The sequence below is a fragment of the Solirubrobacter phytolaccae genome (genome assembly GCF_027587195.1).
In the GTDB taxonomy this organism is placed as follows: Bacteria; Actinomycetota; Thermoleophilia; order Solirubrobacterales; family Solirubrobacteraceae; genus Solirubrobacter; species Solirubrobacter phytolaccae.
The window spans coordinates 41,880-54,210 of the sequence record NZ_JAPDDP010000049.1 but is presented as its reverse complement, the minus strand read 5'-3'; the positions used below and the strand labels follow the sequence as shown (position 1 = coordinate 54,210).

Genomic DNA, 12,331 nt, shown 5'->3' with positions numbered 1-12,331 from the left:
CCATCCGCGGAGCGCTCCGCGACGTGGAGCTTGACCGAGTTCGTGCCGACGTCGATCACCGCGACCTCACCGCGCGGCGCCACGGGCGCGGCCGAGCCGACCACCGCGACCTCACCGCGCGGCGCCACGGGCGCGGCCGGCACGCCGAGCGCGCGCGGCGAGGTCCTGCGCGGGCCCGCTGTGTACGACGTGACCTCGCTGTCCTTCGACGGCGCGTGGCTCGCGTTCTCGACGCCGTCCTGCCTGTACGTGGCCTCGGGCTCGGGCGCGACGCTCCCGGCGGGCCCGTGCGCACGTACGGAGGTGGCGGCCGAACCGCTGCGCGGAGCGACGCCGCGGCTGCGGGTCGCCTGCATCAACGCTCCCGCGCGCGCGTGTCGCGTGCGCGCGAGCGCGGGCGGCCGCACCGTCACCGCGAACGTGCGGCGTGGCCAGGCGCGCGTGCTCACCGTCCCGCGCGGCCGCCTGCAGGTCCGCACGATCGACCCTGACGGCCGCGTCGTCCGCGTGCTCTAGCCCGCGCGGTGGGGGTGCCGCAGGGAGCTTCCGCTGAGCGAAACCTGGGCGCCGCACCCCCGATTGCGAGCCAGGGGGTGCCGCAATGCGGCGCCACCCCTCGGCGGGCCATTGCGTCACCCCCTCGCGAACCGGCCCTAAGCCATACGAACGGGGGAACGCACAGCGTTCCCACAGTCCGGGAACCGAACCTCACTTGCACAAGAGCGCGCCCGCCCCGACGGATCAAGCTGGTCGCCGCGAAGCGCGACTTGCTTGACGCAGCGGCCGCGGGTGTGCTCGCCGTTCACGCGGCCGGCAGCGCAGCACGGCCGAGCTCAGTGACAGTGAGCGCCCGCCCGTCGTCCCGCCGCCGCACCCAGTCGCGCGCCAGCGCGACCTCCAGCAGCGCGGCGCCCAGAGCCCCGGCCACGTGCGGGCGCCGCTCGGTCCAGTCCGCGCACGCGCGCACCACCGCACGGCGTCGCGGCAGACCAGCAAGGTCGATCCCGTACATCTCCAAGAAGTGCGCACTGTCCCGCACGACGAACGCCCCGCCTTCAAGACCGAGCGCCCCGCGCGCCACGAGATCATCGGCGAGCGCGACACCGATGCGTCCCGCGAGGTGGTCGTAACACGACCGCGCCTCGCGCAACGCGGCGTGCCCGTTCACGGCGCGCAACCCGATCGGCCGCGCGTCGCCGGGCGCGAGCCGCGACAGCGCCTCGAGCGCCTCCGCGACCTCGGGGCGCGCGAGCTCCGCCTCGCGCCGACGACCGCGCCGGCGCACGACGATGAGGCCCGCCGCCTCGAGCTTGGCGAGGTGGCCGCTGACCGTCGACGGCGCAACGCCGACCCGCACCGCCAGCGCACCCGCAGGGAGCGCCGGCCCGCCGAGCAGCTCCTCGAGGATCCGCGCCCGCGTGCGGTCGGCGAGCAACGCGGCGACGTCGGCGAGCTCGGACATGCGCCCAGCGTACGCCCGCGACGTTTCGGTGGGCACCGAAACGTCCCGGGCGTACCGTCAGACGATGCTCGACCTCCCCGTCCCAGACCCGGGCCCGCCCGGCCCGTTCGCGACGATGCCCTGGCTGCGCGCGACCGTCTCCCGCTTCGCCAACGCTGAGACGCACGCCCGCCGCCGCGCCCTGGCCGAAGCACGCCTGGCCACGCTCGACCCGGCCGAGCTGGCTGCGGCCGCAAGCCGCGCGAAGGCCACCGCGGACGCCGCGCCGCACGACCCCAGCGCCGCGCCGCGCGGCCTCGCCGTCGCGGGAGACGCGTTCCCCGGCGTGCCGGTCGCGTATCTCCCCGTCGCGGTACTCGCGGCGGCCACCGGCGTCGCTGACCCTGTCGCCGCCATCACGCACACGCGGGTCGTCGCGGCCGCGTACCACCCCGGGACCGACGCGCCCGGGGCTGACGGCGCGCTCGCCGAGCTGGTCGACCTGCTTCCCGCGGGCGAGCCGGAGGCGCTCGCGCAGCACGTCGCGCTGCTCGTGCAGGCCTGTGAGGCGACTGCAGGACTGATCAGGGGGGACACTCTGCCCGTGAAGGCCACGAAGCGCGTTGCCGCGGACGGGACCGTCGTCGCCGTCGACTTGACCGGCCGGCCGTTCGGTGAGGGGCCGCGGCGCTGCCCCGGCGAATGGCATGCCCGCGCGCTCGCGGAGGCGCTGCGATGACCGGCTTCGCCGAGCTGCACCGGCCCGGGGACCCGCTGATCCTGCCGAACGCGTGGGATGCGGCGTCCGGGGCGGCGCTCGTCGCCGCCGGGTTCAAGGCGATCGGGACGACGAGCCTCGGGGTCGCGGCCGCCGCCGGCAAGCGCGACGGGGTCGGCGCCGCCTGGGAGGAGACGCGCACGCTCGTACGCGTCCTCAGCCGGCTCGACTGCCACGTGACCGTCGACCTGGAGCACGGGTTCGGCGAGGAGCCGGACGCGGTCGCCGAGCGGGTCGCGCAGCTCGGCGGCGTCGCGGGCATCAATGTCGAGGACCAGCACGGCGACCCGGCCCACCTCGCCGCGGTGATCGCCGCCGTCAAGGCGCGCAGCCAGGACCTGTTCGTCAACGCGCGCACCGACACGCACTGGCTGCGTGAGGGAGAGCTGCAGGACGCGATCGAACGCGCCGAGCGCTACGTGCACGCCGGCGCCGACGGCGTCTTCGTGCCCGGGCTCCCACTCGACGACATCGCCCCCTTCACCGGCGCGGTCGACGCGCCGCTGAACGTGCTGTTCCAACCCGGGCACACGGTCGCGGACCTCGCCGCCCGGGGCGCCGCGCGCATCAGCACGGGCTCGCTGCTGTTCCGCGCCGCTTTGCAGGCCGCCGTGGCCGCGGCCGCCGCCATCCGCGCCGGCGACGCCCTGGCCGGCGCGAAGCTCCCGAGCTACCAGGCCGTCGACGACCTGGCCGGTTAAAGACGAACGGCCCGGGAGACCCGGGCCGTTCGGCAAAGCTCAAAGCGCGGTTGCGACTACCAGCGGTAGTGCGCGAAGGCCTTGTTGGCCTGCGCCATGCGGAAGATGTCGTCCTTGCGCTTGTAGGCGCCGCCCTGCTGGGACTGCGCGTCCAGCAGCTCGTTGGCGAGGCGCTGCGCCATCGACTTCTCGCGACGGTTGCGCGAGAACTCGACCAGCCAGCGGACGGCGAGCGTGCGGGCACGCGGCGCCGGAACCTCGACGGGGACCTGGTAGGTCGCACCACCGACGCGGCGGGAGCGGACCTCGAGCACCGGCGTGAGCGCCTTGATGGAGGTCTCCAGAGCCTCGACCGGCTCCTTGCCCGTGCGCTCCGACAGGATCGCCAGCGCGTCGTACACGATGCGCTCGGCGGTCGACTTCTTGCCGTCCAGCATCACACGATTGATGACCTGCTGGACGAGCTTGGAGCGGTGAACGGGGTCCGGATCGATGGTCCGGCGCCCTGCGGCGGCGCGACGAGGCATTACTTAGCTTTCACTCCGTACTGGGAACGGGCCTTCTTACGGTCAGACACGCCGGCGGCGTCAAGCGTGCCGCGGACGACCTTGTACCGCACGCCCGGAAGGTCCTTGACGCGGCCGCCACGCACGAGCACGACGGAGTGCTCCTGCAGGTTGTGGCCTTCGCCGGGGATGTAGACCGTGACTTCCATCGAGTTCGTCAGGCGCACACGAGCCACCTTGCGCAGAGCCGAGTTCGGCTTCTTGGGCGTGGTGGTGTAGACGCGCGTGCAAACCCCGCGACGCTGGGGAGCGGCCACCTTCTTCTTGCGGCCCTTACCGGACTTCAAGCCAGGGGTAGCGAGCTTCTTCGTCTTAGGGTTGCGGCCCTTACGGACCAGCTGGGACGTCGTCGGCATACGGCGCTGGATAGTAGCAACGCACGTAGCAGCATTCCCGGCGAACGGCGTCAGGACCTCGCTGAGAGGACCTTCATGGCCGCATTATGCCCAGGAATGCCGCTCACGCCACCCCCTCTGCGCGCGCCCGCGCCGCAGAGCAGGACGTTGTCCCACTCCGTCTCCACGCCCCAGGTGCCGACGGACGCCTCGTCCTCGGCGAACGGCCACGCCAGATCGCGATGGAAGATGTTGCCGCCCGGCAGCCCGAGCTCGTGCTCGAGCTCCACGGGCGTCTTGGCCTCCAGGCACGGCTCGCCGCCCGGCGTCATGTAGAGGCAGTCCTCGATCGGCTCGGCGAGCACGCTGTTCAGCGACGACAGCGTCGCCTTGATCGCCGCCGCCTTGGCCTGCGCGTGGTCGCCGCCGAACAGGCGGGCCGGCATGTGCAGGCCGAAGCACGTCAGGGTCTGGGCACCCGAGGCCCGCAGCTCCTCCCCGAGGATCGTCGGGTCGGTGAGCGAGTGGCAGTAGATCTCGCACGGCGCGAGCTCGGGCACGACGCCCCGCTGCGCGCTCGCGTAGGCCACCGCGAGCTGCGTCGCGCTCTCGTTGACGTGGAACGTCCCCGCGAACGCCTCGTGCGGATCGAGCGACGAGTCGCGCAGCTTGGGCAGCCGCCGTAGGAGCATGTTGAGCTTGAGCTGCGCGCCCTCGGGCGCGGGATCGTCGGGCGCCGGCTCGCCGAGCAGCCGCGCCAGCACCGCCGGCGCCACGTTGGCGAGCACCCGCCGCGCCGGCACCGAGCCGCCGTCGAAGTGCACCTCCGCCCCCACGCCGTCCGTCTCGATCGAGGTGACCTCGCAGTTGAGCCGGACCTCCGCGCCCGCCGCCCACGCGAGCGACGCGAGCTCCTCGGTCAGCGCGCCCATCCCGCCGACCGGCACGTCCCAGTGGCCCGTGCCGTTGCCGATCACGTGGTAGACGAAGCAGCGGTTCTGGCGCAGCGACTCGTCGTCGAGCCCCGCGAAGGTCCCGATCAGCGCGTCCGTGGCGACGATCCCGCGCTCGAAGTCGTCCTCGAAGTACTTGCGCAGCACCTCACCGAGCGGGCGCTCGAACAGCGCCTGCCACGCGGCCAGGTCGCCCACCCGCGCGCGCAGCTCGGCCCGCGGGCGCAGCGGCTCCGTCAAGGTCGGGAACACGGCGGCGGCCACGCGCCCCGTCAGCTCCTCGAACGCCGCCCAGTTCGCCCCGGGCGGCTCCCCCGCGCGCACGAGCAACCCGGTGCCGTCCAGCCGCGGCGAGTACGAGGACACCGACCGCCGGCGCATCTCGGTCCGCACGCCCAGCTGCTCCCGCAGCGCCGCCGGCATCAGCGAGACCAGGTACGAGTAGCGCGAGATGCGCGCGTCGACGCCCGCCCACGGGCGCTCGGACACCGCGGCGCCACCGACGTGGTCGCGCCGCTCGAGCACGAGCACCGAGCGGCCCGCCCGGGCCAGCAGCGTCGCCGCCACCAGCCCGTTGTGGCCACCGCCGACGATGACGGCGTCGTACACGGTCCTAGGCCGCCAAGGCCTCGAAGGCGTCGACGTACGGGAGCCCCGTCGCCTCGGCCACCGGCGCGTAGGTCACCTTGCCGCCGACGACGTTGATGCCCTTGGCCAGGCCCGGGTTCTCACGCGCGGCGCGCTCGACGCCCTTGGTGGCCACGTCGATCACGTACGGCATCGTCGCGTTCGTGAGCGCGCGCGTGGACGTGATCGGCACCGCGCCCGGCATGTTGGCCACGCAGTAGTGCAGGACGCCGTCGACCTCGTAGGTCGGGTCGCTGTGGGTGGTCGCGCGCGAGGTCTCGAAGCAGCCGCCCTGGTCGATCGAGACGTCCACGAGCACCGCGCTGGGCTTCATCAGCGCCAGCTGGTCGCGCCGGATCACGTACGGCGCCTTCGCGCCCGCGACGAGCACCGCGCCGATGACCAGATCGACCTCCGGCAGCCGCTGCTCGATGTCCAGGGTCGACGCGTAACACGTGTCGGCCCGGCCCCCGAAGGCGATGTCGAGCTCGCGCAGGCGGTCGATGTTGCGGTCGTAGACGTAGACCGTCGCCTCCATCCCCAACGCGATGAAGGCCGCGTTCATGCCGACCACGCCGCCGCCGATGATCATCACCTTCGCGGCGGCCACGCCCGGCACGCCGCCGAGCAGGATGCCGCGGCCGCCGAGCGGCTTCTCGAGCATGAACGCGCCGGCCTGCGTGGCGATCTTGCCCGCGACCTCGCTCATCGGCGCCAGCAGCGGGAGCCGACCGCGCGCGTCCTCGACGGTCTCGTAGGCCACGCAGGTCGCGCCCGACGCGACGAGGCCCTTCGTCAGCTCGGGGTCCGGCGCGAGGTGCAGGTAGGTGAAGAGCGTGTGGCGCGGCTCGAGCAGCGCCACCTCGACCGCCTGCGGCTCCTTGACCTTGACGATCATGTCCGAGGCGGCGAAGACCGCCGCGGCGTCGGGCAGGATCGAGGCGCCCTGGGATACGTACTCGGCGTCGGTGATCGCCGAGCCTTCACCGGCCCCGGCCTGGATGACGACCTCGTGACCGTGCTCGACCAGCTCGCGGACGCCGGCGGGCGTCAGCGCCACCCGGTACTCGTCCGTCTTGATCTCAGTGGGGCAGCCGACCTTCATCTCTCGTTACCTCTCCGGTTGAACAAGTTCGCGGCCGCGCAGCGCGAGCCAGAAGTCGATCCGGTCGCGGGCGGAGTCCAATGATCGCCCGGTCAACTCCTCGACGCGCCGGATCCGGTAGCGCAGCGTGTGACGGTGACAGAAGAGCGCCTTCGCCGCACGCTCCCACTGGCCGTTGCACTCGATGAACGCCTCCAGCGAGCGCATGAGCTCGCCGCCGTACGCGCCCTCGGAGTCTTCGATCGGCGCGAGGATCGAGTCGCAGAACAGCCGCAGCGCGTCGTCGTCCTGCAGCGACAGCAGCAGCTGGAAGGAGCCGAGGTCGCGGTAGGTCGCCAGGCCGGTGCCCGGCCCGCTCCCGTTGACCGCCAGCGCGCGTGCCTCCAGCGCGCAGCGCGCCTCGTGGAACCCGCGCCGCAGCTCGCCGGGCGCCACGCAGCGTCCCGCCCCCGCCGCCAGCGCCGTGTCCGCCTCGCGCTCGACCCGGGCGAGCAGCCGTCCCGCGAGCGCGAACAGCTCGTCGTCGCCGCTCGCCGGGATCAGCGCGCACACCAGCTGCCCGGAGCCGGCCACGAGCCCGCCGCCGGCCTCCTCGCGCACCGCCCGCGCCAGCGCCTCCTCGGTGACGGCGCGCACCCCGCGCGGCGGCGCGAGCACGAGCACGCCCGCGCGCTCGCGCACGCCGAACGGCTCCAGCCGTCGCGCCAGCTCCGCACCGGCGAGGTCGCCCGCGACCAGCGCGCTCAGCACGTCCCCGGCCAGGCGCCGCTCCGTGTCGTCCACGACGCGCCGCCGGAGCAGCTCCAGCGCCACGATCGTGACGGCCTGGTGGAGCGTCAGCCGGTCCAGCTCGTTCAGCGGTCCGCTTTCGCGCGCGGCGATCAGCCACGCCTCCGGCAGCGCCGCGTCCCCGCGCGCGACCGGGAGCGCCAGCGCACCGGCGGGAAAGCCGTCCGCACCCGGCACGTACCCGCGCCGCGCGCCGCCCGCCAGCCGCTCGCGCAGCTCCGCAACGACCGGCGCCGGGTCCAGCGCGGCGCGCCCGGAGCGGCGGGCCAGCACGTCCCCGCGCGCGTCGAGGATCAGCGCGGGTCCGCCGATCATCGCCCCCAGGGCACTCACGACCCCGTCGAGGCCGCGCTCGGACAGGACGATCTGCTCGAGCCGCTCGTGGGCGGACAGCGCCCGGCGCAGCACCGCGTACTGCTCGTTGACCAGCTGGGAGGCCGCGCGCTCGGTGATCGCGATGAACGGCGTCGCGTACGGCACCTCGAACAGCGGGAAGCCCAGCTCGGCGGCTGCTTCCCGCAGCGCCTCGGGCACGCGCGCGTGCGTGAAGCCGGTGCCGAACCCGAGCCCCGCGAGCTCGTGCCGGGCCAGCCGCTCCAGGTAGGCCCTCTGGTGTGCCGCGTCCCCGAGCCCCAGCCCGGTCGTCAGCAGCAGCTCGCCGCCGGAGAGCCACGGCGTCGGGTCCTCCAGCTCGGAGATGTGCACCCAGCGCAATGCGCGGTCGAGCCCGGCTTCACCGGCGACGACCTCCAGCTCCAGCTCACGCAGCAGTTCCCGTAGGGGCAGCACGAGGGCCACCTTAAACGGCGAACGCCGCCGGTGGGCACCGACGGCGTTCGTGACGCGGGGAAACGTGTGGAGGACTAAGCGTGCGCGTTGGCCGCGGCGGCGCGGACCGGCGGCGGGGTGAGGATCGCGGCCACGACGACGAGGACGAAGGCGAAGGCCTGGACGCAGATGCCGACGGTGTCGGAGGGCATCGGGTCGCCGAAGACGATGATGCCGCCGAGGATGCAGGAGACGTTGGCGGCGGTGGAGGTGGCGGCGATGACCGGGACGGCCTCGCCCTGCTGCATGCCGCGGGCGCTGGCGTAGAAGGCGATGACCGAGGCCATGATCGTCACGGCGAGCCAGGGCGAGCCGATGATGGACGTGATGCCGCCCACGCCGGTGAGGGCCTTGATGGCGATGTCCGAGACGCCGAACAGGACGCCGGCGGCCGCGCCGAGCATGATCCCGTGGTGGTGGTCCGGCACGCCGAGCTTCTTGCCGCCGATGAGGACGGCGCCGATCGCGAGCATCGCGCCCTCGAAGGCGATCATGCCGGCGAGCGAGTAGGCCGAGTGCGCGCCGTGCGTGGCCGGCAGCGTGATGACGAGGAGGACGAGGCCGAGGGCGGTCATCGCGACGCCCACCCACTGGCGGAAGCCGACCTTGAAGCCGAAGATGCGCTCCGCCATCACGGCCAGGATCACGACGCCCGTGGAGAGCACGGCCTGCACGACCGACAGCGGGGCGAACGCGAGCGCGGCGACGTGGAAGATCCACGCGCCGGCCGCGATGGCCATGCCGATCGCGAACCACTTGCACGAGTACAGCTGCTTCGCCGTACGGAACGGGCGACGGATGTCGACCGTGGGGGCCTCATTGGCGCCCTTGTGCTTGTAGAGAAAGCCCAGCTGCGTAGCGATCGCGCAGACGAGCGCGAGCAGAATGCCCAGATTCAGCGACAACGTGTCCTCGTACGTCGATTGAGTAGAGATTCCACACCCATCGCTCGCAAGCGATGTCCCCGGCGCGGTCTCCACTTACATCGGTTCCCCACTCGAGGGGCTTTAGACCCTTTCGAGCTTTTGGCAGCGTACTGCCTGATCTGAAGATTGCTTCAAGAACTTCGGGATCCTCCCCGAAATGGGGGCACGAGCGGGGTCCCGGATCGCCGCCGCTGATTGACGCACGCGGGGCGCAGTCCCAATTCGGACATGCGCGATTTGCGGCGCTTCTGCCGAGGTTCGAATGGGACCGGCCGGTCCGCCGCCCGGAGATCTTGCAGGATCGCTCGCAGACCTTCGAGTGCGTCCGCGGCCCTTGACAGCGTCCGCCCGCGGGCCGGGCCGCCCTCCCCCCGGTGGGGGAGAGCGGCCCGCCACGGCCTACTCGCGGTACCCGCCTACGGGATCGTCTCCCCGCAGCTCCAGGCGGCGCAGCCCTGGGTCCAGCGGAGCGCGTTGGCGCTCACGTGCGTCCCGACGGTGCGGCCGACGCCGAGACCGCCGTCCCGGTCGATCCGGTAGTGCACGCCGAGCCAGATGCGGCTCGACGCGTTCTCCTCGGCAGCGTCGCTGAAGCTGTCGAAGTCGCGCGTGACGAAGCCCACGGCCGGCGAAGGCAGCGTGGCGTGCGGGTCTTCGGTGGTGAGCGTCAGCGGGAACGGGTCATCGTGCTCCGTGGCGTCGAACTCGTTCTCCAGCACGCGGCTCCAGACGCCGCCGAACGTCGCGTGGCCCGACACCCACGCGGAGAAGCACGGGCTGAACGAGACGCCGTTGCGGTCCTGCGACAGCGGCTGCCAGGTCGCGTCGGCCGTCGTGCTCGAGTTGCCGTCCGAGGCGGCGTTGTGGATGGCGGAGACCGGCCGCCAGAGGTCGAAGGGCGTCAGGAACTTCGTGTCCCAGGCCGCGATCGCCGCGTCCCCCATCCCGATCGAGACCAGCGCGAACAGGCGAGCGACCCGGATGCCCTGACGTGACCATTCGCCGCGGAAGTCACCCGGTGTGCCGCTGGTGATCGCGGCGGGCTGCGTGAGCGCCACGAGGCGCGTGTGCTCGAGCAGCTGTCCGGGTGGCTTGTAGGTCCCCACCAGGTCGTTGGCCCAGAAGAACGCGGCCTCCGTCTGGTCGCTCGTGCGGCTGGAGACGTTGTCGTCGCGATTGCCGAGGTCCTTGACCTCGTTGTAGATCGCCGTATAGCGGCTGTGCGGGAGCAACCCGAGGAAGCTGGCGAAGCTGTCCCCCGCCGCCTGCCGGTACTGGCTGCCGCCGGTCAGGGTGAACGGCGCGACGTTGCCCCAGCCGGGGGTCACGACGTCGCTGTCGGTGTTGCAGGGCGCCTCGACGGAGAGCGTGGGCGTCGGACGCCACGCGCCTGCGGTCAGCGGGTCGGACGTGTAGGACATCGACGCGGCGGAGCCATCGCCCGTGCGCGAAGCGATCACTTCGTCCGCGACGAACTCGCCGAGGTCCTCGGCGTCGTCATCGTTGTCGCTGCCGTTGCGCGTGGTGAACGCGGCGTTGATCTGCGTCGCGAACAGGGGGTAGGTGTTGAGCAGCACGTCACGCGCGGCCACGCCGACCGCGAGGTCCACGTCGATGTTCGGCTCGGCGTCGGCAAGGACGACGAACGGCTTCCAACCGCACTGGGCGGCGGCGGACGGGGAACCGGTCGCCCCATCCTCGAGCTCGGCGAAGAAGGCCGAGTTCATGGTGTCGAAGATCGCCGTGTGCAGCATGGCCGCGGCGCGGGACATGCGGGTGGGCGGCGTCGGTGGCGTCGTCGGGGTGTGCGCGCGCACGACGTCGAGCAGCACCTCGTTCCAGTAGTAGACCGAGTCCTCGGACGTGACCTGCGCCGCCGCGTACGGGTCCGATGGACACGCGGTGACCGTGTACTCGACCACGAGCTCCGGCGCCACGCTCGAGCCCGCCTCGGTCGCGGCGTAGGTCGCCTCGACGTCCCCGTCCGGAACCTCCTGCCAGACGAGTGGGTCCTCGCCGACCGAGATGCCGTAGTTGGCCTCGGTGCCGGCGGCCCACGCGCTCACGAGGCGGGTGACGTCCCACTCGCTCCACGCCCCGTCGAGCGTCGCGGTGTCCTCGACCGGGCCGATGCCCGGGAACGAGCCCCACGTGACGGCGTCATCCCACGCGCCCGCCGCGCCCTGTGCGGGGACATCCGCCAACCCGCCGTTGAGCCGCAGGGTGGCCGAGGTGACGACCGCGCCTGGCGGCAGCTCCGCCTCGACGTCGAACTGCAACAACGCCTGCCACGCGTGCGTGTCGTGGGCCAGCCGCCGGCCCGCGAGCAGCTCGGTCGACTCGCAGTCGTTGTCCCCTCCCCCGTAATACCCGATGGTGCAATCGAGCTCGGCGCCGATGTCGACCGTGCTCGCCTCTCCCGGCGCGGCCAGCGCCGCCGAGGCCCCCAATACGCCCAGCAGACCGCAAACAACCCTTCCGGTACGTCGGAACATCAACCACCCTCCGTGTTCGTTGACTGCTCCGGTGGGGCCCCGCCGGTGGCGCTCAGCCTTTCTATGAGCGTGTCCTGAGTCAAGCCGGCGTCGCTATAAAGCGATTAAGTGTTGGCACTCTGACAGCCCAATGAGGGATGTCTAAGTTAATGGGAAAGCGGTTAAACACGACGAGCCCGCCCCGGCACACGCGGCGTCGGGACGGGCTCGAGCTCGAGCTCGACGCTAGAGCGTGTAGTCGACCTGCAGGTACGGCCGCAACGACGTGCTCGAGGACGCGGACCCGACGAACTCCCAGCTCAAGGGGAGCAACGGCGTGTCCAGCGCGGGCCAGACGTCCAGGACCGCGTCCGACGCCGTGCCGGCCGCGGCCTGAGCCGAGGCCGTGACGTCGAAGTCGACCCAGCCCGGCGCCGAGGAGAACTCGACCTCGTCCTCAGGGGCGTACGGATCGCCCACGATCAGCGAAGCGCTGAAACCGGGGTCCGAGAGCCCGTACAGGTACAGCTTCGCCGACGTCACGGTCGCGCCGCTCGGCAGGTTGCCGGCCACGTCGAACCCCAGCTGCGCCCAATACCGCCACACCGCGTCCGTGCCGTCGATGCCGACGACGAGCTGCTCAGGCTCACACAGGTACGGCACCGTCTGCCGGTCGTCGTAGTTGCACTCGAGGTTGGACGGGATGTTCACCGTCCCAGCCTGCGACGCCGGCGCCGCCAGCGCCAGCACCCCGAGTACGCCCACCAGGCAGCCCAAGACCCTTCCGGTACGTCGGAACATGCAACAC

At 72.3% G+C, this 12,331-nt stretch carries 11 protein-coding genes and 1 pseudogene; 3 read left to right on the top strand and 9 right to left on the bottom strand.

Features of this window, described 5'->3' with window-relative positions; translation table 11 throughout:
• Positions 1-516 (top strand): annotated as a pseudogene (locus OJ997_RS23270) (hypothetical protein); the annotation flags it as partial.
• A gap of 286 nt (positions 517-802) precedes the next feature.
• Here OJ997_RS23270 and OJ997_RS23265 read toward each other — a convergent pair.
• Complete coding sequence (locus OJ997_RS23265) at positions 803-1,462, bottom strand: ArsR/SmtB family transcription factor (RefSeq protein ID WP_270027649.1); 660 nt, start codon at positions 1,460-1,462, stop codon at positions 803-805.
• Positions 1,463-1,526: 64 nt separating this feature from the next.
• On the opposite strand from OJ997_RS23265, the gene OJ997_RS23260 reads away from it, so the two are divergent.
• A complete protein-coding gene (locus tag OJ997_RS23260) occupies positions 1,527-2,180 on the top strand; it encodes a hypothetical protein (RefSeq protein ID WP_270027648.1) in 654 nt (217 codons plus the stop codon).
• Entirely contained in the window at positions 2,177-2,920 is a 744-nt protein-coding gene (locus OJ997_RS23255; RefSeq protein WP_270027647.1) for an isocitrate lyase/PEP mutase family protein, read from the top strand. The genes OJ997_RS23260 and OJ997_RS23255 overlap by 4 nt, the downstream gene beginning before the upstream one ends.
• Before the next feature lie 56 nt (positions 2,921-2,976).
• Here OJ997_RS23255 and rpsG read toward each other — a convergent pair whose 3' ends face one another.
• The 8 genes from rpsG to OJ997_RS23215 all read right to left on the bottom strand — a co-directional run bounded on the left by rpsG (position 2,977) and on the right by OJ997_RS23215 (position 12,288).
• Positions 2,977-3,447 (bottom strand): 30S ribosomal protein S7, encoded by a 471-nt coding sequence (gene rpsG / locus OJ997_RS23250; protein WP_270027646.1) that lies wholly within the window; start codon positions 3,445-3,447, stop codon positions 2,977-2,979.
• Positions 3,447-3,842: a 30S ribosomal protein S12 gene (gene rpsL, locus OJ997_RS23245; RefSeq protein WP_028059562.1), complete on the bottom strand. Its 396-nt coding sequence runs from the start codon at positions 3,840-3,842 to the stop codon at positions 3,447-3,449. The genes rpsG and rpsL overlap by 1 nt, the downstream gene beginning before the upstream one ends.
• 50 nt (positions 3,843-3,892) lie before the next feature.
• Entirely contained in the window at positions 3,893-5,383 is a 1,491-nt protein-coding gene (locus OJ997_RS23240) for a phytoene desaturase family protein (RefSeq protein WP_270027645.1), read from the bottom strand.
• A 4-nt stretch (positions 5,384-5,387) separates the two neighbouring features.
• Positions 5,388-6,506: an alanine dehydrogenase gene (gene ald / locus OJ997_RS23235; protein ID WP_270027644.1), complete on the bottom strand. Its 1,119-nt coding sequence runs from the start codon at positions 6,504-6,506 to the stop codon at positions 5,388-5,390.
• A 6-nt stretch (positions 6,507-6,512) separates the two neighbouring features.
• Positions 6,513-8,084, bottom strand: coding sequence for a PucR family transcriptional regulator (locus OJ997_RS23230; RefSeq protein WP_270027643.1), 1,572 nt, complete (start codon positions 8,082-8,084; stop codon positions 6,513-6,515).
• A gap of 74 nt (positions 8,085-8,158) precedes the next feature.
• Positions 8,159-9,028: a DMT family transporter gene (locus OJ997_RS23225; protein WP_270027642.1), complete on the bottom strand. Its 870-nt coding sequence runs from the start codon at positions 9,026-9,028 to the stop codon at positions 8,159-8,161.
• 437 nt (positions 9,029-9,465) lie between these two features.
• Positions 9,466-11,499 (bottom strand): DNRLRE domain-containing protein, encoded by a 2,034-nt coding sequence (locus OJ997_RS23220; protein WP_270027641.1) that lies wholly within the window; start codon positions 11,497-11,499, stop codon positions 9,466-9,468.
• Between the two features lie 270 nt (positions 11,500-11,769).
• The gene (locus OJ997_RS23215) at positions 11,770-12,288 is read right to left on the bottom strand and encodes a hypothetical protein (protein ID WP_270027640.1); all 519 of its coding nucleotides are present in this window, start codon (positions 12,286-12,288) and stop codon (positions 11,770-11,772) included.
• Between the last annotated feature and the right edge of the window lie 43 nt (positions 12,289-12,331).